Consider the following 24,441-nt stretch of genomic DNA (forward strand, 5'->3'; position numbering starts at 1 on the left):
CGAGGACCCGACACACCACGAGCGGTCACTCCTATGGGTCGCTGAGACCTATCCATGGGTCACCACGCCCAGTTGCCCGGTGACCAGCCGGACCACCGCGATGTCTCCGTCGAGGTCGGTCCGGACGACGCGCGCACCGGCCCTGGTGAGACGGGTGAGCAGTGCCACGTTCGGGTGCCCGTAGTCGTTGCCGGTGCCGACGCTGACCAGCGCCACTCGGGGCGCCGAGGCGTCGAGCAGCTCCGGTGACTGGAATGCCGACCCGTGATGTGCCGTCTTCAACACGTCCACCCGGCCGACCACGCCGACCAGCTCCTCCTGCTCCTCGGTCTCGGCGTCCCCGGTGAGCAGGATGCCCACCCCGGCGACCGTGGCGTGCACGACGAGGGAGTTGTTGTTGGGGTCCGATCTGGTCCCGTGCAGCGGGACGACCGGGCCGACGACCCGCAGCGTCACCTCGCCGACGGTCAGCACCTCCCCCGCCACCCCGACGCGCAGGGCGGCCCCGCCGGCCGCAGCGGCACGGGCCACCGACTCCCGGCCCTCGACCGGTTCCGGCCAGCCGGTGGTGAGCACGGCACTCACTCGGCGACCGGCGAAGACACCGGCGATGCCACCGATGTGATCGAGGTGGAAATGGCTGACTATCAGCAGCGGGACTTCGGTGATGTCGAGCGCGTCGAGGCAGCTCTCGACGGCGGCCCGGTCCGGTCCGGCGTCGATCACGATCGCCCGGCCGGGTCCGGCGGGCAGCACCAGTGCGTCACCCTGACCGACGTCACACGCGACGACCACCCATCCCTCGGGTGGCCAACCGGGTGCCAGCAACCGGATCGGCAGCGCGCCCACGACACCGGCGAGGAGCACCACAACGGCGAGGCGGCGCAGGATCCGGTGCCGGAAGCCCAGCATCGCCAGGACCGTGACACCGGCGAGGAGCAGCGCGCCCGGCGTACCGTCGGGCCACGGCACGAGGCCGCCGGGCACGTCCGCGCCGGTGCCCGCCACCAGCACCAGCCCCCAGCACGGCCACCCGCCCAGCCAGGCGACGAAGGCCGCGCCCGTCGGCCAGACCGTCGAGAGCGCCGCCGCGGCGACACCGAGCACCGTGGCCGGTGCGATCGCCATCGTGGCGATCAGGTTGGCGGGAATCGCGACGAGGCTGACCGAGGCGGAGATCGCGGCGACCACCGGCGCGCACGCCACCTGGGCCGCGGCGGGCACGGCGACCGCCTCTGCGACGGCTCGCGGCCAGCGCCGTGCCACGAGGGCATCCCGCCAGCCCGGCGCGATCAGCAGGATTCCCGCCGTCGCGCAGACACTCAGGGCGAATCCGGCATCGGCCGCGAGCTCCGGGTCGGCCACGATCAGCAGGGTGATCGTGGCGGCCAGGGCCGGTAACGCCGCCCTGTTGCGCCCGCTGGAGAGCGCTATCAGCGCCAGGCCGCCCATCACGGCAGCTCGCAGCACACTCGGTGACGGCCGAGCGAGGATGACGAAGCCGACGACACCGATGGCGCAGATCATCGCGGTCAGCGCCGGACCGGCTCGGCACCAGCGGGCGAGCAGGAGCAGCGCGCCCACCACGATCGCGACGTTGCTGCCGCTGACTGCGGTGAGGTGGGTCATTCCGGTGTCGACGAAGTCCTGCGCGACCTCCGGGGAGAGCCGCGAGACGTCACCGACCACGAGCCCGGGAAGCAGGCCGCCCGGCCGCGGATCCAGCCCCGCACAGGCCTGGCGGAGCCCTTCCCGCAACCCTCCTGCCGCCCGCTGCACCCATGGCGCCGCGCCCATCAGCATCGGTTCGGCGGAGACGGTCACGACGGCGGCGCGCAGGTCGCCTCCGCGTGCGGCACCGAGGCGACCGGTGGTACGCACCCGCTGGCCGGGCAGCAGGCCCTCCCAGCGCGGATCCGTCGCCAGCAGCAGGACACTGGCTGCGATCCGCAGCGGCGGACGGTCCGGTGGCTCGACGACGACCAGGCGCGCGGGAACGGCCCAGCTCGCCTGCCGACCCGCCGTGAGATGCGGATCGTCGGAGACGACGAGCTCCAGACCGACCGTCGCCCGGGTCGAGATCAGCTCGTGGAGCGCGGGCGAGTCGCGGGTGACGAGTCGCGCACCGGTCGCGACGGCGCCGATCACCAGACCCAACAGCGCGGCCGCGGCGATGGAATGCCAGCCGCCCGGACCCGCACCGACGGCGGGCTCCGCGCTCTCGAGTCCGCTCGGGGCGTCCGCCAACGAGCGCTCGGCGGCGTTGCTCGTCGCCGTGGGTGCAGAACGCGCACGCGGCGGCACCGGGCGCCCTGCCGGCCACCCGCCGACGGACCTTCTCCCTCTCCGCGAGGTCGTCGGCCGAGCCGCGAAGCGCCACTGCCACCAGCCGATGACGCCTGCCGAGGCACCCGCGACCCCCGCACCGGCGAAGGCGGCCCACGCGGTGCCGTGCAGCGCCGCGTAGCCGCCGATCCACGCACCCAGCGCGATCGGTGCGAGCCGCAGATCGAGCCCGCCCGTCACACCGTCACCAGCTCTTTGAGGTCGTCGAACTTGGCCTCGCCGATGCCCTCGACCTGGCGGAGATCGGTGACGCTGCGGAAGCCGCCGCGTTTGTCGCGCCAGTCGATGATCCGCTGGGCGAGGACCGGCCCGACGCCGGGCAGCCCGTCGAGCTGCGCCAGGGTGGCGAGGTTGAGGTTGACCTTGCCACCACCAGCCACACCGCCGCCTCCACCGGCCACGCCACCGCCCCCGGCGGCACCGCCCGCCGGAGCTCCCACGGTGATGAGCTCGCCGTCGACGACCTTGCGGGCGAGGTTGAGGCCGGTCAGATCGGTCCCGGGCAGCACACCACCGGCGGCGGTGATCGCGTCGGCGACCCGCGAACCGGGGGTCAGGCGAACCAGACCCGGCGTCTTGACCTTGCCGCCGACCGCGACGACGAGCGCCACGCCGACATCGGCGGGAGCGGAGGCGGCGGTCGAGAAGGAGGGTGCCGGCGCGACCGGCTGCGCCGTCGGCCTGGTCCACCAGACGAAGGCCGCCGCGCCCACCACCACGACGGCAGCCACCGCAGCCAGTGCCTTCAGCCCAGGCCTGCCCGGATCGAAAGCGCCCGGCAGCGTTGTGGCGCCGGCCGTCCCATCGGCCCCTCTCCCATGGGACGGCCGGCCGCCGTGCGGAGATCCATCGCGATCGGGGACTCCTGCTTGGCCCTGAGCACCGCGGATGCCAGAGGCACCGCCGACCACGGCGTCGAGCCGGCGGCTCACCCAGTCATCGCGTTCCACCGAATCCCGCACACCGAGGACGCTAGGCGGGGCTACCCGATGGGCGACAGCGGAGAAACACGCCGCCTGTGGACAACGGAGCTATGTGGACAACGCGAAAGATCAGGCGCTGCGGCGGTGTATCACTATTCCTGCGACGCCCGGTCCGACGTGAGCGGCGATCGTCGCGCTGATCTCCGTCACGTGCAGGTCGCGGATGCGATCGCCGAGGCGGGCGCGGATGGCGTCGACGAGGAGGGAGGCACGATCGGGTGAGTCGAGATGCTGCACGGCGACATCGACCGGAGAGTCCTTCGCCGCCAGGGCGGCGAGGTCGACGAGGCGGTCGAGGGCCTTGGCCGTGGTGCGGACCCGGTCGCAGGAGACGATCGTGCCGTCCTCCACGTGCAGGATGGGCTTGACGGCGAGCGCGGTGCCGACGAGCTTCGACGCGGCGCCGATGCGCCCGCCCTGGCGCAGGTGCTCCAGGGTGTCGACATAGAAGTAGACATCGGTCTCCGAGGCCGCGAGCTCGGCGGCCCGACGGACGGCGGCGATCTCCTGCCCGAGGGCGGCTGCCGCCTGCGCCTCGATCGCGGCGAAGCCGAGACCCATGCCCGTCGACCCCGAGTCGACCACCTCGATCGCACCGCCGACCTCCGCCGCGGCGAGGTGTGCGGCCTCGATGGTGCCGGAGAGCCGGGCGGAGATGTGCACGGAGACGATCCCGGTCGCACCGGCCTCGAAGGCTGCGCGATAGGCGGCGGCGAACTCGCCCGGGGTCGGGCGCGAGGTGGTTATCTTCGTACGCCTGTCGGCGAGTGCCTTCGCCACCCCGACAGGCGTGACGTCGATCCCCTCCCGACCGGCCTGATCGTTGATGACCACCGAGAGCGGGACGACCGTTATCGACCCATTAGCCCCGGCAGGCAGCGCAGACGTGGAGTCAGTGACCACCGCGACCGTCATGGACGACAACGTAGCCGATCAAGCCGCCCTTGCCGAGAGCACCTCCAGCGGCGTCCCAATCTGGCATATCGTCGCGAGGTCGCTGCGGACCACACCGCGCACGACGACATCGGCGCCGTCACTGAGGATCGCGCGGTCGCCGCCGAGCAATTCATAGGTCTTGGTGCCGACCTTGAGCCCCCAGCAGCCGCCCTCGACCCCGGAGAAGACCACGGTGCCGGTGAGCGTGACCTCGCCGGCCACCGGCGAAGCGGCCGAAGGCGCTGCGGTCGGCGACGACATGGAAGGCTGCGAGCTGGGTGGACCGGTCACGATGCCTCCGGTGGGGGAGGGTGATCCCGTGGCCGACGGCGATGCCTGCTGGCAGGCCGCGACCGCGAGACCGGTGATCAGGAGAGCGACGGTGCTCCGACCGAGCTTCATACCTCGCAGACTACCTCGCGGAACCGGCAAGGGCAGCGGACGGACAGCGGGGAGGCCGGCACCGGAGAGCGCCGACCTCCCGCCGACAGGAACCCTTACCGCGTCACGACGAGCTGACGGATCTGGCGCAGCAGCACCGACAGCGCCGCCAGGTCCGCCCGAATGCCGTCGAGTTCACCGATGGCGTTCCGCGTACGCTGGATCGCCGAGTCGTTGAGCTGCTCCCACTTGTCCACCCTGGTGTGCGGGTCGTCCTCCGCCGAGCCGACCGCGAGCACCTCCGTGGTGAGCGCGGCGAGTGCGGCGTAGAGGTCGTAGCGCAGCGCCATCCGGGCCAGTGTCTGCCACCGGTCCTGCCGCGGCAGCATCGAGATCTTGGTGAGCAGGTCGTCGACCCGGAACCGCTCCGACAGGACGAAGTAGACACCCGCCACCTCCTCGACCGCGCGACCGGTGGCGATCGACACCTCGACGACATCGAGCAGGCAGAAGCTGTGCAGGATCCGGGTGCCCCAGTCGGCGAGCTTCACCGGCACACCACCCTCGACGAGCCGGGCCGCGTGGGCGACGATCGCCTCCCGCTCGGCACCGAGGAAGAGGGTGTCGAGGCGTGGCATGAGCGCCGCGACGCCGGGGTGGAGCCGCTCGACCTCGCCGGGCACGTCCATCGGCGAGCGCCGGGACTGGACGAGCCACCGCGAGGCGCGGTCCATCAGCCGTCGGGCTTCCAGGTAGATCGAGGTCTGCGCCTCGGTCGGCACCTGGTTGTCGAGCTTCTCGACCTCGTGCCACAGCGCGGGCAGGTCGTAGACGTCGCGGACCACGGCGTACGAGCGCAGCACGTCGGCGGCGGTTGCTCCGGTCTCCTCGACCGTCCGGAAGACCCAGGAGATGCCGCCCCGGTTGACCGCTTCGTTGACCATGACCGTGGTGACGATCTCCCGGCGCAGCGGGTGGTTCGCCATCGCACCGGCGTAGCGTTCCCGCAGCGGCGTGGGGAAGTAGTCCCGCAGCAGGTCGAAGGTCCACGCGTCGTCGGGCAGGCTGGAGTGCAGGATCTCCTCTTCGAGGGCGATCTTGACGTATGCCATGAGGACGGCGAACTCGGGACCGGTGAGCCCCTGCCCGGCCGCACCGCGGGCGGCGAGTTCCTCGTCGGTGGGGAGCGCCTCGAGTGCCCGGTTGAGCTTGCCGGACTGCTCCAGCGAGGTGATGAGCCGCCGGTGCACGGGGAGCAGAGAGTGCGCCTGCGCGTGCGCGTTGCCGAGTGCCGTGGCCTGCAGGTAGTTGTCCCGCAGCACCAGCGCCGCGACCTCGTCGGTCATCTCGGCGAGCAGCGCGTTGCGGTCCTCGGTCGCGAGGGAGGTGTCCGACGCGAGCAGGATCTTGATGTTGACCTCGTGGTCGGAGCAGTCGACACCCGCCGAGTTGTCGATGAAGTCGGCGAAGACGTGGCCGCCCGCCTGGGCGTACTCGATGCGGCCTTTTTGGGTGAGGCCGAGGTTGCCGCCCTCGCCGACCACCCGGGCGCGCAGATGCGCGCCGTTGACGCGGATGGCGTCGTTGGCCTTGTCGCCCACGTCGGCGTGCGACTCGGCGGCGGCCTTGACGTAGGTGCCGATGCCGCCGTTCCAGAGCAGGTCGACGGGGGCGAGCAGGATCGCCTTCATCAATTCGGGCGGGCTCATCGCGTCGACCCCGGCGCCGAGGCCGAGCGCGGCCCGGACCTCGGGGCTGATCGGGATCGATTTGGCCGTCCGCGGGAAGATGCCGCCGCCGGCCGAGATGAGCGTCTTGTCGTAGTCGTCCCACGAGGAGCGGGACAGCGCGAACATGCGGCGCCGCTCGGCGATCGAGGTCGCCGCGTCGGGGGTGGGGTCGAGGAAGATGTGCCGGTGGTCGAAGGCCGCGACGAGGCGGATGTGCTCGGAGAGCAGCATGCCGTTGCCGAAGACGTCGCCGGACATGTCGCCGACGCCGACCACGGTGAAGTCCTGCGTCTGGATGTCGGTGCCGAGGTCGCGGAAGTGCCGCTTCACCGACTCCCAGGCACCCTTCGCGGTGATCCCCATCCCCTTGTGGTCATAACCGGCCGAGCCTCCGGAAGCGAACGCGTCACCGAGCCAGTGGCCGTAGGCGACGGAGATCTCGTTGGCGATGTCGCTGAAGGTCGCCGTGCCCTTGTCGGCCGCGACGACCAGGTAGGCGTCGTCGCCGTCGTGGCGCACGACATCCTTGGGCGGCACGATCTCGCCGCCGACCAGGTTGTCGGTCACGTCGAGCAGCGCCGCGATGAAGAGCCGATAGCAGGTCACGCCCTCGGCCATGAACGCGTCGCGGTCCGACGACGGCGGCGCCTGCTTGAGCACGAAACCGCCCTTCGCGCCGACCGGCACGATCACCGCGTTCTTCACCATCTGGGCCTTGACCAGGCCCAAGACCTCGGTCCGGAAGTCGTCGCGCCGGTCGGACCAGCGCAGGCCGCCGCGCGCCACCGAACCGAACCGGAGGTGTACGCCTTCGAAGCGCGGCGAATACACGAAGATCTCGTACTTCGGCCGGGGTGCGGGCAGCTCCGGGATCGCCTGCGGGTCCAGCTTGAAGGCGACGTAGGACTTGGGCCGCGAGTCGTTGCCCTTCTGATAGAAGCTGGTCCGCAGCGTCGCTTGGATCAGGGTGAGGTAGTTGCGCAGGATCCGGTCCTGGTCGAGGCTGGTCACGGCGTCGAGCTGCCGACCGATCGCCGCGACGAGCTCCTTGCTCTGCACCGACCGGTCCTCGGGCGTGAGGTCGAGACCGGGATCGAAGCGGGTCTCGAAGAGCGCGACGAGCTGCGCCGCGATCACCGGGTAGGTGACGAAGGTCGTCTCCATCGACTCCTGCGTGAAGACCGTGCCGGTCTGCCGGAGATATTTCGCGTAGGCGCGCAGCACCACGACCTGCCGCCATGTCAGACCGGCCCGGACGAGCAGCTCGTTGAAGCCGTCGACCTCCGCCTCGTCGCGCCAGGCGGCGCCGAACGCGTTCTCCACGTGCGCCCGGACACCGGTCAGCTCCCGTGCCCCCTCGGGCAGCCGCAGCCCGAAGTCGTAGAGGAAGACCCGGCCGTCGGAGCGGGACACCTCGTAGGGGCGCTCGTCGATCACCTTCACGCCGAGCGAGTGGAGCACGGGCAGGACGGAGGAGAGCATCATCGGCTCGCCGTACCGGAAGATCTTGAAACGGACGTCGGAGTCGTCCTTGCGGCGCCGGAACAGGTGCAGTTCCAGCTGTCCAGGTTCCTCCAGCAGTTCGAGTTTCGCCAGGTCCTGGACGGCCTCGTAGGCGTTGTAACCGTCCTTGTAGGTTTCCGGCAGCGCGTCGGCGTAGCGGTGGAACAGCGCCTTGCCGTGCTCGTCGCCGAGCTTGTGCGACAGCACGATCTTGAAGTCGTCGTCCCAGGAGCGGGTGGCGTCGGCGAGCAGCTCGGCGAGGCGGTCGGTGTCGATCTCCCCCGGCGGCTCGTTGGGGTCGACCCGCACGATGAAGTGTGCTCTGGCCAGCGCGGACTCGCTCACCCGGGTGGTGTAGTCGAGCCCGACGCCGTTGAGCTCGCGCAGCAGGATGTCCTGCATCGCGAGGCGGTGCGCGGTGGTGAACCGGTCGCGCGGCAGGTAGACCAGGCACGAGATGAACCGGCCGTAGGCGTCCTTGCGCAGGAACAGCCGCAGCTGCCGGCGCCCGGCCATCCGCAGCACGCCCACCGAGGCCTGGAAGAGGTCGTCGGTGCCGATCTGGAAGAGCTCGTCGCGCGGGTAGCTCTCCAGGATCTCCAGCAGGTCCTTGCCGGAGTGGCTGCGCGGGCTGAGCCCCGACCGGTCCAGGACCGCCGCGACCTTCCGCTTCACCACGGGCAGGTCCCGCACGCTGGTGCGATATGCCGCCGACGAGAAGAGTCCCAGGAAGCGGCGCTCCCCCACGACCTCGCCGTTGCCGTCGAAGATCTTGAAGCCGATGTAGTCGAGGTAGGCGGATCGGTGCACGGTGGCCCGGGAATTGGCCTTCGTGATGATCAGCAGCCGCTTCTCCAGCGCCTTGCGATAGGCCTCCGGCGTCATCGAGTCCAGCTCGCGCGGCGCGAGCTGGTCCGCCCGCAGGATCCCCAACCCCGTGCCGGGTACGGCGGTGAGCAGGTGCTCGTCGACGAGCTTGTACTCCCGGTACCCCAGGAAGGTGAAGTGGTTGTCGGCGAGCCACCGCAGCAGCTCCACCGAGTCGGTGATGTCCTTGTCCGGCACCGGCAGCACTGCGGCGGTCAGCTCGTCGGCGAGCCCCAGCGCCTGTGCGCGCATCTTCGGCCAGTCCTCGACCGCGTCGCGCACGTCGCCCAGCACCCGGCGCAGCTCGCGCTCCAGGTGCTCCGCCTCGTCGGGATCGCGGACCGGATCCACCTCCAGGCGCATCCAGCTCTCGACGAGGTCGCCGTGGATCGCGTCGTCGGGCTCGACATCGGCGCAGACCTCGGTCAGCTCGCCGCCCGCCTCGCGACGGACCACGATCACCGGGTGCACCAGCAGGTGCACGTCGAGGTTGCGCGCGCTGAGCGCGGCGGTGATCGAGTCGACCAGGAACGGCATGTCGTCGACGACGACCTCGATCGCCGTGTGGTGCCCGTCGGAGGTGAGTCCCGTGCGCAGCTTCAGCTCACCGGCGACCCGCTGCCGGGCCAGCTCACGGTGCCCGCGCGCGGCCGAGAGCAGCTCGGACGGCGAGAGGCCGACCATCTCCTCGTCGGGGGCGAAGCGCCAGAACCGGCCCACCAGGTTGGCGTCGTCGAGATTGTCCCCGGCCAGGGCGACCGCGTCCGCGACGAGCCGCTCGGTACTGGGCATCTCCTCGCCGAGGTCATCGTCGCCGTCCGCCTCGTCCATCAGCGGTTCGACGCCGTCCCACTCCGGAGAGTCCTCGCTCGTGCCCGTATGCACGACTTCGGCTCGCTCCGTCAGCTCGTCCGCACCGTTCGGTGCCATCGCTCGCGCTCCCCTCACCCACCACGCTGTGGGCTAACTGATCCGACCCCAGCCTATGACAGTCTTCCCCAGCCGCCATTGCGACCATGCGCTCATACCCTGTCGGGTCTAGGCGCCACTAACGATCGAGGGCCGAACGGGGTCGCGGTCACGCGTACCCGTGCAGCAGAATCAAAACGTGTTGAAGCGAGCAGCCGCCCTGGCGTGCACCCTGATCCTGTCCACAGCAACCCTGGTGGGGTGCTCGGACGACCCCAGCCCGGACGACCCGCTGGCGCTCTTCGCCGCAGGCTGGTCGGCGGGGCAGTTCGACAGCAAGCTCGCCTTCGCCTCGCCGACGGGCCAGGCGGTCAACCCGAGCACGGTCGCTGACGAGCTCAAGGCGTACGGCGGGACGCTGGGCAAACCTGTGGTCAAGGTCACCGGCAAGGCGACCGGCTCCGAGACCGCGGTCACCGGCCCGATCACCGTCGACTGGGCGCTGCCCGGTGGTCAGCACTGGACCTACCCCTCGCAGGTACGCCTGACGAAAGCCGGCGAGAACTGGCAGGTCGTGTGGGAGCCGAAGATCGTGCACGAGAAGCTGAACCCCGGTGACTCCTTCGCCACCCGCAGCCTCACCGCCCTGCGCGGCGACGTGATCGACGCCAAGGGCCAGCCGATCGTCAGCAAGCAGCCCGTCGTCACCGTGGGCATCGAGCCCCGGAAGGTGAAGGACCTCCCCACCCTGCTCCTGGTCCTCGACGGCGAGTTCAAGAAGGTCGGCATCACCCTCGACTTCGCCGACGTGCCGGCCCGGGTCAAGGCGGCCAAGCCGGACGGCTTCGTCGAGCTGGTGACCCTGCGCCGCCCCGCCTACATGACGATCCGCGACATCATCCAGCCGCTGGAGGGCACCGCCTTCATCGAGGGCGAGCTGCCGCTGGCGCCGAGCCGGGTCTACGCCCGCGCGCTGCTCGGCTCCGTCGGCGACGTGACCAAGGAGATGATGGACGCCGCCCCCGGCAAGTACGAGATCGGTGACCAGGTCGGCATGGGCGGCCTGCAGAAGAAGTACGACGACAGGCTGCGCGGCACCGAGGGAGCCCGGGTCGTCATCAGCCACAAGGGTGCCGACGGCGGCGTCGTCGACATCACCGCGCACGAGGTCGCGGCGGTCAACGGGAGCCCGCTGAAGCTCACCCTCGACGCGAAGACCCAGAACGCGGCCGACAAGGCGCTCGCGGGCAAGAAGGACCGGCGTACCTCCATCGTCGCGATCCGGATCAGCGACGGCCAGGTGCTGGCCGCGGCGAACGGGCCCGACGGCGGCGGGGAGAACCTGGCCTTCACCGCGCAGGTCCCGCCGGGCTCGACCTTCAAGGTCGTCTCCGCGTTCGGGCTGGTCGACAACGGATCCGTCACTCCCGACACGATCGTGGCATGCCCCAAGGAGTTCAGCGTCTCCGGCCGCGTCTTCCACAACGCGCACGACTTCGAGCTCGGTGACGTGGCCTTCCGCCTGGACATGGCGAAGTCCTGCAACACCGCCTTCGCCTCGCTCGCCCCCAAGCTCGGCCCCGACGGCCTCGCCTCTGCGGGCATGGCGCTGGGCCTGGGGACGCCGTGGGATCTGGGCGCCGATGCGTTCAGCGGCGCGGTCTCGACCGGCGGCTCCGACGTCGAGCGGGCTGCCGCGTCGTTCGGGCAGGGTACGACCGTGGTCTCGCCGATCGCGATGGCCGGTGCGGTCGCCGGGATCGCTCGGGGACAGTGGAAGCAGCCGACGCTCGTGCTCGATCCGGCTCCGGCCAAGCCCGCGCCGGATGGTGCGGCGTTGAAGCCGGCGACGGTGGACGCGCTGAAGCTGATGCTGCGCGAGGTCGTGACGATGGGGACCGGCAAGACGCTCTCGGATGTGCCGGGCGGCCCGGTGTACGGCAAGACCGGGACGGCCGAGTTCGACGGTGACCCTTCGCATACGCACGCCTGGTTCGTGGGGTGGCAGGGTGACGTGGCGTTTGCGGTGTTCGTGGAGAACGGCGGGGACAGCACGTCCAGCGCTGTGCCGTTGACCGAGGCGTTTTTGCGGGCGTTGCGCTGAGGCGTTTTTGGTCGCGCTTAGCGGTTTCTGGGGCGGCGTCACCCACTCTGGGCGGTCAGGCTTGATCCCGACGTGGGTGACGCCGCCCAGAAACCGCGTTGTGGTGGCGCACGGCTGGGAGGGTTGCGGCTTGACGGCTGATATGGACCGTTAGGAACTTCTCGTTGGTGCTGTGTTACTGCACGGCGGGGAGGGTGGCGGCTTGACTGTTGAGGAAGATCGGTAGGACCTCTTTGAGGTGGAAGAGGAGCTCTACGCCGTGGACCGAGGTGCCGGGCAGCCTTAGTGTCTTGTGGCTGGACGGGCACAGGTCGTAGAGGGTTTTGGCGTCCTCGGTGAATCCGCCCTCGCGGATGCCTGCTGCTATGAGGACTGGCATCGTGAGCGTTTTTGCTGCTGCCCTGCCGTCAACGCCTGAGTAGGTTGCCGGGGCGGAGAGGGTCACCACGCCGTCCACCGGGGGTTGGATCTGGCTGGCTGCCTGGAGGGCCATCGTTCCGCCGCGGGAGGCGCCGATGATAATCAGCTTCTTGGCGCCGGTGTTTCTGAGGTAGGTGGCGGCGGCCACGGCGTAACGCCAGGAGGTGCTGTCGCCGATGTCGATGGGGAGGGACCGGATGTTCTGGGTGGCCAGGTCCTGGGCGTAGGGGACCCATTGGCAGAGTCCTGCCTCGGCCTCGTGGAGGAGGATGACCGCAGTGTCGCCCTGGCCGATGGGGTAACCGACCGTGAGCTCGTGGTCGGGGGTTTCGAGGGTGATGAGGGTCTTCTCGCGGTCGGGACCGGCGCAATCGGCGTTGGCGGAGGCTAGCTTGGCCGTGCGGGCCTGGGCTGCGGCGTCGAAGGACGGCTCCGGGGCCGGGTTGCCGCCGCAGGCGGAGAGCGCGAGGGCGCCGAGCATCGCGGTGAGCTGGATGATCCGCTTCATATGGAGTCGACGCGTCGGGGCGGGCCGAGCGTTGTCGCTCATTAAGGCTTCTTTACTGTAACGGCTGAGAGTGTCGAGCGTTTTGTTCATACTTGTGGCGCTTACTCTGACCAACTGTGATCCATCGCCGTCGAGTTCTGGCCGCCGTGTCCGCGCTGACCGCCGCATTCACCTCTCTGCTGGCGGGGGTGCCCGCGGTGGCGGCCGAGCGGGCTTTCACGCTGCGATACAGCCACAACGCCTGGGGCAATGTGGAGCAGGCGGGCAACACGCTGATGACCTGCCCGCCGGGGCCGGCCTGCGACGCAGCGCATACCGGGACGGCCAACAACAACGGCTTCGCGATGCAGTGGGTCGATGTGGACGGCGATCCGTCGACCTTCAACTCCAGTTCGGCTCGGATCCAGGTGCCGCCGGGCGCCGAGATCGACTGGGTGGGGCTCTACTGGGGCGGCGACACCGGGACGCCCAACTCCTCCGGCCGGGCGGGCTGCGTGGACCTCACCTCCACCGGCAAGGTCACCCTGCCGCCAGATCGCACCAAGGCCAACATCGCCCGGGTGAAGGTCGGGACCGCCGCCTATGTCGACGTGACGGCCGACAGCTTCGATCTGGTGCCGAGCAGCATCGGCGGCGACGGTTTCCAGGGGTTCGCCGAGATCACCGAGCTGTTCGCGCCCTATGAGGCACCGGCGGCGCTGACCTCCGTCGACATCACCGTCGCCGATGTGCAGCTCGCGCGGGGGCTCAACTGCGGCGGCGGATGGTCGGCCGTCCTCTCCTACGAATACCCGGTCGGCCCGGATCCGCTGGTGTCGCCGAACCCGACCTACGCGCCGGACTACCGGAACATCTCGATCTTCGACGGTTTCACGCTGATCAACGGGACCACCTCGCGGTCGGTCACGCTGAGCGGCTTCGAGACCGCCTCGACGGGCCCGGTCGACGCCTGGGTGGGTGTCGTCGGCTACGAGGGCGACCGCTCCACCACCGGCGACAAGCTCCTGCTCAACGATGTGGCGATCGCCACGAACGCGGGCAGCGCCAACAACTTCTTCGACTCGGCGATCCGCGGCAAGACCTACGCCGTCCCCAGCGCCACCCTGCCCGGCGTCGGCCAGGTGGACCCGGTCTTCGAGAACAACCTGGGCGTGGACGCGGAGGCCGTGCCGGTCCCGGCGGCGATCGTGCCCAACAGCGCGACCTCGGTGAAGGCCACCTTCACCACCAACGGCGACACCTACTACCCCGGCGCCTTCATCTTCACGGCGCGGATCGTGCCGCGGCACAACTTCGTCAAGTCGGTGCAGCGGGCCGACGGGTCCGACGGCGAGTTCGACCCGGTCGGCTCGGGCGAGAAGCTGACCATGACGCTCACGCTCAAGGCGATCGGCGATCAACCCCTCAGCGGTGCGGTCGTGACCGATCCCGTCCCCGCCGGGTTCACCCCCGTGCCCAACTCGTCGACCGTCGACGGGGCACCGCAGACCGACGCGGGTGACGGCGACAAGGCCACCCTCACCGGCAAGAACTACCGCTGGACGCTGGGCGATGTGCCCGACGGCAACACCGTGATCATCAAGTTCCAGGTCATCGTGAACCCGACCGCCCCGACCGGCGAGCCGATCGTCAACCGGGCCGACCTCGCCTATCAGATCGGCGGCAACACCTTCACCGGCCAATCCCGGACGGAGGTGACGCCCGGCCCCGTCGACGTGGCGATCGCCAAGACCGCAGCACCCGTCGTCGTGCACGTCAACGGCGAGACGACCTTCACGCTGACGGTCACCAACACCGGCAAGGGCACCGCGACCGGCATCGTCGTCACCGACAAGCTGCCGGCCGGGCTCTCCCCGCTGGAGAACACACCCAGCCAGGGCACCTATGCCAAGGCGACCGGCGTGTGGACCGTCGGCACGCTCGCCGAGGGTGCGACCGCGACGCTGACGATGCAGGCCCGCGTCGACGCGCTCGGCGGGACCGGCAACACCGCGCGGATCACCGCGACCGACCAGACCGACGCCGATCCCGGCAACGACACGGCGACGGCGAGCGTGACCGGGATCAACGCCGCGCTCGTCACCGACCTGACGATCACGGAGACCGATCCGGCGCCGCCGCAGCAGCAGGGCGACACGATCACCATCACCCTCGACCCGGGCAACAACGGCCCCACCGACGCGACCGATGTCCGGGTGGTCGACACTCCCCCGGCGGGTTGGGTGCCGGTCTCGGCGACCGGTGCCGGCTGGACCTGCACGGTCAAACCCAAGCAGCTCGAGTGCCTGACCCAGCGAATCCCGGCCGGCCAGCAGGGCGAGCCGATCACGATCACGCTGCGGATCCCGGCCGACGCACCGGCGGGCACGGCCGTCAACCGCGCGGTCGTGAGCAGCGGTGTCGACGAGTCCGATCCGGACAACAACACGGCCGCGGGCAGCTTCACCCTGCCGGAGCTCCCACCGCCGCCGCCCTCGCCGTCGGGCTCGGCCGGCCCGGACATGCCCGACACCGGGCAGCCGAATGTGCCGCTCATCGCTCTCGGCGGTGCCGCCGCCCTCGTCGCGGGTGCGCTGCTCATCACGGTGACGGCGATCCGGCTACCGGGCAGGAGCCGCTGACCGGGCGTACAGTGGGGCGGGTGCGATTGATCAAATACACCCACGCCTGCGTACGCGTCGAGCACGAGGGACGCCATCTCGTCATCGATCCCGGCGTCTGGGCGGAGCCCGCAGCGCTGCAGGGGGTGAGCGACGTGCTCGTCACCCACGAGCACTTCGATCACGTCAACGCCGACACCCTCGCCGCCGCGATCAAGCTCAACCCGGTGCTGAAGGTCTACACCCATCAATCGGTCGCCGAGCAGCTCGCCGTGCTCGGGGATGCCATCGTCGCGGTGGCGCCCGGCGAGACCTTCACCGCGGCCGGATTCACCGTCCGGGTCGTCGGCGGCGAGCACGCCGAGATCTACGACGGGCTGCCCGGCTGCGCCAACATCGGGTTCATCATCGACGAGAACGTCTACCACCCCGGCGATTCGTTCTTCGTCCCGCAGGGGCAGGTGCAGACTCTGCTCGTACCCGCGAGTGCCCCTTGGTTGAAGCTCTCGGAGGCGCTGGACTTCGCGCGCGCGGTGAAGCCGGCGCGCGCGATCCCGATCCATGACGCGATGCTCAGCCAGCTCGGTCTGGACAATTTCGACCGCTGGATGGGGATGAAGGCCGACACCGAATACTCCCGGGTGCCGATCGGCGGATCCATCGAGATCTGACACGGCGGCGGCGGGGTGCACCGCACCCCGCCGCCGCTGTGGTTGTCGCGTCAGTGCAGGACCGGGCCCAGCGCGGTGATCAGCGCGTGGTCGTTGGAGTCCTGGCTGATCTCCCACACCATCGCGCCACGCAGCCCGAGCAGCTTGATGAGCGTGGTGCGCTCAGCGATCGACTTCGGGTCGGAGTAGACGATGGTGGTGGCCGTGGTGAGCGGGCCACCGTCGAGCTGGTGCGGCGCGGCCGGGTTGAAGAGCCACGGCTCACCGGCGAGGACGTTCCAGCTCTTCGTGTAGCCGAGCTTGCCCTTGCCGTCCGAGCCCAGGATCCCGGCCACATCGACCAGGTCGTGATAGGACGGCTGCGGCTTCTGATCCCACTGGATCGAGTCCGCGTTGAGGCCCGCGTTGTTGAACGGCCCGTAGAGGCCCGCGTCGGAGCGGATGTACTGGTTGCCGTAGAACGGCACCCCGACGACGATCTTCTTGGCGGGTACGCCCTGAAGCAGGTAATAGCCGACCGTGCCGAGCGTGTTCCAGGTCGGGTCACTCGCACCCGCGTCGCGCGGGTCCCACGAGAACAGCGTGTTCGGCGCGGCCTTCGTGCCGCCGGGCACGTTGTAGTCGTAGGTCATGATGTTGGCCCAGTCGAGCTGCTTCACGAAGTCCGCGAGCTCGAAGTACTTCGTGGAGCTCTTCGCCGCCGGCAGCGCCGCGGTGAGCAGGTAGTGCTTGCCCTTCTCCGCGCCGATCTGGTCCAGCTGCCTACGGAACTCCTTCGCCAGCAGCGTGGCGTTGTGCCGGTCCTCGGGACCGTAGTTGATGTTGCCGTCGGCCTTCTGGGTCGGGTACTCCCAGTCCAGGTCGATGCCGTCGAAGACACCCTCGGCGACGCCGAGGCCACCCGCGTTCTCCGGCCAGCCGCCCGTCGGGAGGTTGCCCCGGATGAAGGTGTCGATGCAGGACTTCACGAACGCCTTGCGGCGCACGTCGGTCCTCGCCACCTCGGCGAACCAGGTGGACTTGGTCCAGCCGCCGAGCGAGATCTCCACGCGGAGGTTGGGGTTGGCCGCCTTCAACTTCTTGAGCTGGTTGAAGTTGCCGTAGAGCTTCTGGTCCGGGTAGTTGTCCCCGAGCCCGTCCACCGAGTTGGTGCCGTCCCAGTAGACCTGCTGAAAATCAGCCCACGGGTCGAGCACGCTGCAACCGGGCGTCTCGGTCGCGGCATCGAAGGTGGGTACGCCGAAGGCGTACTGGATGACGTTGAGCTTGTCGACGGGGATGTCCTTGACGAAGTAACCCCGTCCGTAGACGTCCCAGTCGGCGAAGTAGGCCGAGATGACCTTCTGCGGCGCCTGGTTGGCCGAGTTCTGCGTAGCAGCGGGCGCGGCCATAGCCGGTGTCGCCGCGAACACGGTGGCTGTGGCGGCCACGGCGAGCAGAGAACGGAACATGCACGCTCCCCTTGATTGGGTGTGGGGCGGCACAGACTTGCATGCCGCAATCTGGTGTCACGGTGTCGCAGGCCACACCTATCTGTCAAGAGTCCTTACAGTTCGTTTCGTCGTTGGACACCGGTAAGCGCGTCCGCCAATCGGCGGCTGGCAAGGCGTACGGCGCCGACGTGTGCGCATTTTGCACACGAGGTGACGAGCAGCGCCGCCAGCGGTCGATCGGCGAACGCGCGAAGAAGATCGGCACCGACCTGACGGATGTGACATGGCACTTGGTAAAGGCACTCGCTCGCTGTTGGCGGCAGCGGCGATCGCGGCGGCGATCCTCGGCAGCGGTCACGTGATGGGCCGGCTGACCGCGCCGGATCCGGAGAAGAAGGTCGCTGCTCCAACGCAGTCACCCGGCAACGACTCGCCGGGATCCGGCCCCGGCCGCACGGTCACGCGGCCCAACCTTTCGCAGGTCGCCCGGATCAGCCCGATCACCGGCCCCAACCGGCCACCGCTCCCGGCGGAGCGCGGTGGCCCGTTCGGCAGCCGGAAGTCGACCGGCTTCGCCGATGTGGCGCTCACCTTCGACGACGGCCCCGATCCGGACTGGACGCCGAAGGTCCTGGAGCTGCTGCGGAAATACCAGATCAAGGCGACCTTCTGCGTCATCGGCGTCAACGTCGACGAGTTCCCGCAGGTTCTGCGCCAGATCGTGGCGGAGGGCCACACGCTCTGCAACCACTCCTACAACCACGACATCGGGCTCGGCATGCTCAGCGCGGAGTCGATCCGGGCCAACCTGGTGCGTACCAACAACGCGATCCAGCGCGCCGCACCGGGGACCCGGGTCTCCTACTACCGCCAGCCCGGCGGGGCCTGGACGCCGACGGTCGTCGCGGTCGCCAAGCAGTTGGGGATGAGTTCACTGCACTGGCGGGTCGATCCGCAGGACTGGCGCAAGCCCGGCTCGACCTATATCTCCAGCTACATCGCGGCCGATGTGACGGCGGGGGCGATCGTGCTGATGCACGACGGCGGCGGTGACCGCCGGGGCACGGTCGACGCGCTCCGCTCGCTGCTGCCCAACCTCGTCTCGCGCTTCATCCTCAGCGCCCTGCCCCCGGGCGTCGACCCGCCGCGGCTCTTCGGCATCGACCGCCCCCTCCACCCCGGCCAGGAGTAGCCCAAGATCGCCGCAACTCTTCAAGAGTTGGTCCTAACGGGGTTTTAGGACCAACTCTTGAAGAGTTGCGGCGATCTTGGCGCAAGCGCCACCGAGCGCGGATTGAAGCGCAAGCAAGGTGCGTGAGCGCAGCGAAGCGACCCAGAAACTCAGAAGAAGGCGTTGACGATCGTCGTGGCGCGGGACTCGTGCTTGGCGTAGGCGTCGGGGTACGCCGAGACCTGCACGGTCTGCGCGGCCCGGGTGACCGACATGTTCTGCCAGTCGATCTCCTTCAGTGCGTTGAAGAAGTTCCGGGCCTGGTAACGCGGGTTCATCAGGTTCTTGATCGAGCCCCAGCCGGAGCTGGTCCGCTGCTGGAAGACGCCGACGGAGTCATAGTCGACACTCGATCCCTCGTGCGGGTAGTTCAGCGACTCCGGCACCGCCTCGCTGGCGTTGTTGTAGAGGTCGCTCTCCTGCATCCCGGTCGCGACCGCGATGATCATCGCGCGCTTGGGCATGCTCATCGCGCGAGCCACCTCGACGATGATCGCCGCATTGTTCATCTGCGTCTTGTCGAGCCCGGCCACCGGCGCCGGGTTGGTCTTGACGGTCGCCTTCGGTTTGGCGGTCGGGCTCGCCGACGGGCTCACCTTCGGCGCCACCGACGCGCTCGCGGAGGGCGCGGCCGACCGGTCCAGGGACCGGTTGGCGGCGTCCGCCGCGTCCGCGCGGTCGGCCGAGACGGCCGCCAGCTCCGTGGGGGCGGGGGATCCCGACCGGGCCATCGAGGTGCCCGCTCCGGCGATCGCCAGCGCGCCCGCGAGGCCGGCCGTGACCAGTGCCTTGCGGGATGTGAGGACTTTGAAGGAGACCCGGGGGAGAGTCTGGCCTTCGGCTCGATGACGGGGGACGTCGTTCGCTTCGTGTGCTCCGTTGCCACGCATTCGCCGACTCTAGGCAGGTCAAACATGGTGTGCCCACCCCCTAGGGGTGACGGCCGTCACTATTTAGTACCACAAAAGCCACCTATCATTTCAAGCCCGGCTCATCACTAACGGTCGGCACCCCAAGATCGCCGCAACTCTTCCAGAGTTGGTCCCAAAACCCGCTAGGACCAACTCTGGAAGAGTTGCGGCGATCTTGGGTTAGCGGATGTTGCTCGTGTGGCCCAGGGAGTAGCGGCCGGGCTGGGGCCAGATCGTCAGGCCGTGCGGCCCGTCGCCGACCGGGATCCGGGCCAGCAGCTTGCCGGTCTCCGTGCTGATCGCGTAGACCTCGCCGTGGTAGCGCCCGGTCAGCCACAGGGTCTTGCCGTCGGCGGAGACGCCGCCCATGTCCGGGCTGCCGCCGCCCGGGATCCACCACTTGGTCCGGGGCTTGCGGGTCGCCAGGTCCAGCACGGTGATGCTGCCCTCGCCCCGGTTGGAGACGTAGGCGACCGAGGCGTCCCGGCTGAAGTAGATGCCGTGCGTACCCCGGCCGGTCTTGATGAAGCCGGTACGCCTCGTCGCCGTGCCGTCGAAGACGTAGACCCCGTCGGCGTGCATGTCGGCGACGAGGAACGACGTGCCGTCCGGGGTGAGCCGGGTGTCCTGGGGCATCCCGTTGATCGACGGATCCAGGTCGAACTGGCGCAGCTTCTTGCCGGTCACCGCGTCGATCGCGAGCATCCGGTTGGCGAACTCGCAGCTGAACAGCATCGTCTTGCCGTCGACCGTGTAGTCCATGTGGTTGATGCCCTCGCACTCGGGATAGTGGAAGGACTTGACCCGCTTCCACGTCACCGGGTCGTAGTAGTCGAGCCGCTGGTAGGCCTCGGCCACGACGATGGCATAGCGGCCGTCGGGGGTGAAGTAGAGGTTGTAGACGTCCTCGACGGGGATCACCTTGCGCGCCTTGCCCGTACGCGGGTCGATCGGCAGGATCGTGCCGCCCGGGATCCGGCTGCCGGTGACGAAGAGCGTGCGCATGTCGTAGGCGGGCACCACGTGCTGCGGCTCGTCCCCGCCCGGGAACCTCGCGACGATCTTGTAGGTCACCGGATCGATGACGAAGACCTCGTCGCTGTTGGTGTTGGGCACGTAGACGAGTTCCCGGTCGCTCGCCACGTCGGCACGCAGCATGCCGGCCCCGGCAGCCGCGTAGACGTTGGTCGCGGAGACGTAGGCCGGCATACCCGGATAGAGCGCCACCGGCACGGGCTGCGCGGAGGCAGCAGGAGGCACGGCCTCGGCCGCCGTGATCGACGCGGGCTGCCGGGCGCACCCGGCGAGCACCGCGCAGGCGACGGCGAACGACACCAGACCAGCTCTGACCATGCTGGCAGTCTATGAAGCAAAAGCGGATAAATAATCGCTTTCGCCGCAAAAGCAATATCTAGGCGAGGGCCTTCTCGATCGCCTCGGTGATCATCGGGTCGGCCGGGGTGACCGCCGGGTTGAACCTGGTGATGACCTCGCCGTCGCGTCCGATGAGGAACTTCTCGAAGTTCCACCGGATGTCGCCGCTGTGGCCGGTCACGTCGGCGGTGCCGACGAGCAGGTCGTAGAGCGGGTGTCGGCCGGGGCCGTTGACGTCGACCTTCTCGGTGATCGGGAAGGTCACGCCGTAGTTCACCGAGCAGAACTCGGCGATCTCGGCGTCGGTGCCGGGCTCCTGCATGCCGAACTGGTTGCACGGCACGCCGAGCACGACGAGGCCACGCTCGGCGTAGGTGTCGGCGAGCTCCTGCAGGCCCGCGTACTGCGGGGTGAGGCCGCACTGGGAGGCCACGTTGACGATCAGCACCACGCTGCCGCGGTAGGCGTCGAGGTTGGCCGGTCCGCCACCGAGGGCGTTGATCTGCACGTCGAAGACTGTCACGACGCCAACCTACCTCGCCGCAGGCCCTTGACCATCCCTTGCAGGGGTGGCGAACCCTTCAGCTCGATGCGTTTCCCGTTCTAGCGTGAGCGATGGCAACCGCCACACAAGATCTTTCGCGGCGAACGGCGCGCCGAGGCACCCCCTTGGCTGGCCAGGGCACCAACCACGAGTCGAGCCAACCGTCCGTCTCCGCTCCCATGGCGGGCCGTCCGCACAGACAGCCCGCCATGGTCTTTCTCTCCGGCGGTTTTGTCGGCACACTTCACCGGATGAGGCCTGCACCTTCCGTCCTGGGACGCGAGGAGGAGCGAGACCGTGCTCGGGAGCGCCTGCGCTCCGGTGGCGGCGTGCTCTTCTGCGGTCCCGGCGGCATCGGCAAGTCGACCCTGATGGAGTCGCTCGCCGCCGAGGCTGCCGAGGCCGGTGAGCTCGTGCTGCGCACGTGCCCCAACGCGGCCGAGGCCGGTCTGCCCTATCTCGCCCTCATCGACCTCTTCGGCGCGGTGCTGCCGGAGATCTCGGCCGGCCTCCCCGACCACCTGCGCACCGCGCTGGAGAGCGCGCTGCTGCACGCCGCGCCACCGCCCGGCACCGCCACCGACCAGCTCGCGATCCGGGTCGCCGTGGTCGAGATGCTGCGCGGGCTCGCCGCCGTGCGCCCCGTCCTGCTCGTGCTCGACGACGCCCACTGGATCGACCCGCCGAGCGCCGAGGTGCTCGCCTTCGCCGCCCGCCGCCTCGCCGGGACCCGGGTCCGGGTCCTCGCCGCCGAGCGGATGGACGAGCACGGCACGCCACGGCATGCTCAGCTCAGCCCGACGCCGGTCGCGGAGATCATGCTCTCGGCGCTGCCCGCCCCGCTCCTCAAGGAGCTGGTGCACCGCCGGATGCCGGAGACGCCGACCGGCTCGACGCTCGACCGGATCTGCGCGGCGAGCGGCGGCAACCCGCTCTACGCGCTGGAGCTGGCCCGCACGCTCGCCCATGCCGGGCCCGCCGACCGGCCCGACGACCCCCTCCCCGTCCCCGAGCGGCTGCGGCACCTGCTCGCCGACCGGCTCAGCGCCCTGCCCCCGGTGGCGGGTCCGGTGCTGCTGCTCGTCGCGGCCTCCGCCCGCCCCGGTCGCGAGCTCCTGCCGGAGAACGACCCCGGCCTCACCGCCGCCCTGCACGCGGGCATCCTGCTCGCCGAGGCCGACGGTTCGCTGCGCTTCAGCCACCCGCTCCTGGCCGAGCTGGTCTACGGCGACGCGGCACCGAGGGCTCGGCGAGCTGCGCATACGCGGCTCGCCACGCTCGTGGACGACCCGGTCGAGCGCTCCCGGCACCGGGCGCTCGCGACCACCCGCCCGGACGCGGGCCTCGCCGACGAGCTCGTCGCCGCCGCCGGGCTCGCCCGCAGCCGGGGCGCCCCCGCCATCGCGGCCGCCCTGTGCCGGTTGGCGGCGGCAAGGACACCGGACCCGACGCTCGCCGCGCGGCGGCTGCTGGAGGCGGCCGAGCACGCCTGGGCGGCCGGACTGCACGAGCAGGCCCGCGCGACCTGTGCAGCCGTGCTGCGGCGCAGCGACCCCGCCGCCCGGGTCGGTGCCAGGATGCTCCTCGTCGACCTCTCCTCGGGCCCGCTCAGCTCGATCCACTCCCTGCTCGACGCGGCCGCCGACGACGCGCAGGGCGATGTCCTGCTGATGGCCCGGGCGCACTGCATGCGCGCCGATGTCACGTTCCGGGCGATCGGCGTCGTCGGCGCGATGGACGAGGTGCGGGAGGCCGAGCGGCTGGCCCGGCTCGCGGGCGACGACGACGTGCTCATCGAGGTGCTCGCGCAGCGGGTCCAGATCGAGATCCAGGACGACACCGGCGGCGAGCTGCCCGCCCTCGCGGAGGCCCTGGAGCTGGCCGAACGCCGTCCGCTCAGCGGCGCGTCGGCGTGGATCCGGCAGGGCCACGCCGTGGTGCAGATGCGCCGGGGCGAGACGGCGGCAGCGGTCGAGACGGTCCGCCGGCTCGTCGCCGATGTGGAGCGCGCCGGACGCACCCGTGACCTGGCCCGGGTGCTCTACACGGCGAGCTCCGCATACAACCGGGCGGGCCGCTGCCGGGACTCGGCCGAGGCCGGTCGGCTCTGCGCGCTGCTCTGGAACGAGGTGGGGCTGCCACCCACCGGCAGCCTCGCCATGCGCGGCTCGGCGGAGCTCAACGCGGGCACGGTGGAGGCGGCCGTCGAGACGCTCGAAGCCGCCGTCGCGATGGGCGAGTCCTCCAAGGACCCCGAGTGGGAGGCCTACTCACTGATCTTCCTCGGCCGCGCCGAGCTGCTGCGCCGCAACTCCGCCGCCGCCGCCCGGCACCTCGGCCGGGGCCGGGAGATGCTGCACGAGCTGGGCTACTTCGACCCGACGATGATCCTGCTCCACGCCGACCTCGCCGAGGCGCTGGCGATGGAGGGCGACGTCGAGGCGGCTCGCGAGGTGATCAACGAGGCGCACTCCGCGGTGCAGCGCCAGCACCGGCACGTCATCCTGCTCGGGCTCGACCGGGTGTCGGCCCTGATCGACGGGTTCGTCGACGATCCCCGGCTCGCCGCCGACCGGCTGCGGGAGGCGATGAGCGTGGAGCACGCGTACCCCCTGGAGCTCGCGAGGTGCGCGCTCACCCTGGCCACGCTGGAGCGACGGGCCCGGCGGCGGGCGGCGGCCAGGTCCGCGCTCGCCGAGGCGATCCGGCGGTACGCCGACGCCGGCTGCACGCCCTACCTCCGCCACGCGCAGGAGGAGCTGACGAGGCTGGACGCCGCCGACAGCGGAGTCAGCGATCTGGACCGCCGCCTGGTGGAGCTGGTCCGCGACGGTGCCACCAACCGGGCGATAGCCGGTGCCCTGCACCTGTCGGTGAAGGCGGTCGAGGCCAACCTGACCAGGCTCTACCGCCGATTCGGCGTGACGAGCCGAGCCGAACTCGCCCGCGCCACCAGCACCCTCGACGCGTGACGCAGAAGGCGCAACTCT

The 24,441-nt window shown here is 70.1% G+C and carries 15 protein-coding genes; 5 read left to right on the forward strand and 10 right to left on the reverse strand.

What is annotated here, in order from left to right; all coding sequences use genetic code 11:
* Positions 1-48: 48 nt before the first annotated feature.
* The 5 genes from F4553_RS16425 to F4553_RS16445 all read right to left on the reverse strand — a co-directional run bounded on the left by F4553_RS16425 (position 49) and on the right by F4553_RS16445 (position 9,676).
* Positions 49-2,526, reverse strand: coding sequence for a ComEC/Rec2 family competence protein (locus F4553_RS16425; RefSeq protein ID WP_312875235.1), 2,478 nt, complete (start codon positions 2,524-2,526; stop codon positions 49-51).
* Positions 2,523-3,077: a ComEA family DNA-binding protein gene (locus F4553_RS16430; protein WP_376776222.1), complete on the reverse strand. Its 555-nt coding sequence runs from the start codon at positions 3,075-3,077 to the stop codon at positions 2,523-2,525. Before F4553_RS16430 ends, F4553_RS16425 begins: the two co-directional genes overlap by 4 nt.
* A 321-nt stretch (positions 3,078-3,398) precedes the next feature.
* Positions 3,399-4,244: a DegV family protein gene (locus F4553_RS16435; RefSeq protein ID WP_184836971.1), complete on the reverse strand. Its 846-nt coding sequence runs from the start codon at positions 4,242-4,244 to the stop codon at positions 3,399-3,401.
* Between the two features lie 18 nt (positions 4,245-4,262).
* Positions 4,263-4,667, reverse strand: coding sequence for a hypothetical protein (locus tag F4553_RS16440; RefSeq protein ID WP_184836972.1), 405 nt, complete (start codon positions 4,665-4,667; stop codon positions 4,263-4,265).
* Positions 4,668-4,762: 95 nt separating this feature from the next.
* Positions 4,763-9,676 (reverse strand): NAD-glutamate dehydrogenase, encoded by a 4,914-nt coding sequence (locus tag F4553_RS16445; protein ID WP_184836974.1) that lies wholly within the window; start codon positions 9,674-9,676, stop codon positions 4,763-4,765.
* Positions 9,677-9,854: 178 nt separating this feature from the next.
* On the opposite strand from F4553_RS16445, the gene F4553_RS16450 reads away from it, so the two are divergent.
* Positions 9,855-11,759, forward strand: a complete 1,905-nt coding sequence (locus tag F4553_RS16450) for a penicillin-binding transpeptidase domain-containing protein (RefSeq protein ID WP_184836976.1) — start codon at positions 9,855-9,857, stop codon at positions 11,757-11,759.
* Between the two features lie 175 nt (positions 11,760-11,934).
* On the opposite strand, the gene F4553_RS16455 is transcribed toward F4553_RS16450, so the two are convergent.
* Positions 11,935-12,729, reverse strand: a complete 795-nt coding sequence (locus F4553_RS16455) for an alpha/beta fold hydrolase (RefSeq protein ID WP_184836978.1) — start codon at positions 12,727-12,729, stop codon at positions 11,935-11,937.
* A gap of 74 nt (positions 12,730-12,803) precedes the next feature.
* Here F4553_RS16455 and F4553_RS41880 point away from each other — a divergent pair, with 74 nt between their 5' ends.
* Positions 12,804-15,308 (forward strand): DUF11 domain-containing protein, encoded by a 2,505-nt coding sequence (locus tag F4553_RS41880; RefSeq protein WP_184836980.1) that lies wholly within the window; start codon positions 12,804-12,806, stop codon positions 15,306-15,308.
* 20 nt (positions 15,309-15,328) lie between these two features.
* Entirely contained in the window at positions 15,329-15,958 is a 630-nt protein-coding gene (locus F4553_RS16465) for an MBL fold metallo-hydrolase (RefSeq protein ID WP_184836982.1), read from the forward strand.
* A gap of 50 nt (positions 15,959-16,008) precedes the next feature.
* Here the strand turns inward: F4553_RS16465 and F4553_RS16470 are convergent, their stop codons facing one another.
* Positions 16,009-17,409 (reverse strand): glycoside hydrolase family 18 protein, encoded by a 1,401-nt coding sequence (locus F4553_RS16470; RefSeq protein ID WP_184836984.1) that lies wholly within the window; start codon positions 17,407-17,409, stop codon positions 16,009-16,011.
* A gap of 265 nt (positions 17,410-17,674) precedes the next feature.
* On the opposite strand from F4553_RS16470, the gene F4553_RS16475 reads away from it, so the two are divergent.
* The gene (locus tag F4553_RS16475; RefSeq protein ID WP_184836986.1) at positions 17,675-18,583 is read left to right on the forward strand and encodes a polysaccharide deacetylase family protein; all 909 of its coding nucleotides are present in this window, start codon (positions 17,675-17,677) and stop codon (positions 18,581-18,583) included.
* A gap of 149 nt (positions 18,584-18,732) precedes the next feature.
* Here the strand turns inward: F4553_RS16475 and F4553_RS16480 are convergent, their stop codons facing one another.
* From F4553_RS16480 to F4553_RS16490, 3 genes are all read right to left on the reverse strand, one after another.
* Entirely contained in the window at positions 18,733-19,512 is a 780-nt protein-coding gene (locus F4553_RS16480) for a hypothetical protein (protein ID WP_184836988.1), read from the reverse strand.
* A 201-nt stretch (positions 19,513-19,713) separates the two neighbouring features.
* Entirely contained in the window at positions 19,714-20,886 is a 1,173-nt protein-coding gene (locus F4553_RS16485) for a YncE family protein (protein ID WP_184836990.1), read from the reverse strand.
* Positions 20,887-20,944: 58 nt separating this feature from the next.
* On the reverse strand, positions 20,945-21,430 hold the full coding sequence (locus tag F4553_RS16490; protein ID WP_184836992.1) for a glutathione peroxidase: 486 nt from the start codon (positions 21,428-21,430) through the stop codon (positions 20,945-20,947).
* A 272-nt stretch (positions 21,431-21,702) separates the two neighbouring features.
* Here F4553_RS16490 and F4553_RS16495 point away from each other — a divergent pair, with 272 nt between their 5' ends.
* Positions 21,703-24,423, forward strand: coding sequence for an AAA family ATPase (locus tag F4553_RS16495; RefSeq protein WP_184836994.1), 2,721 nt, complete (start codon positions 21,703-21,705; stop codon positions 24,421-24,423).
* Positions 24,424-24,441 lie beyond the last annotated feature (18 nt).

The organism is Allocatelliglobosispora scoriae (assembly GCF_014204945.1).
Lineage (GTDB): Bacteria > Actinomycetota > Actinomycetes > Mycobacteriales > Micromonosporaceae > Allocatelliglobosispora > Allocatelliglobosispora scoriae.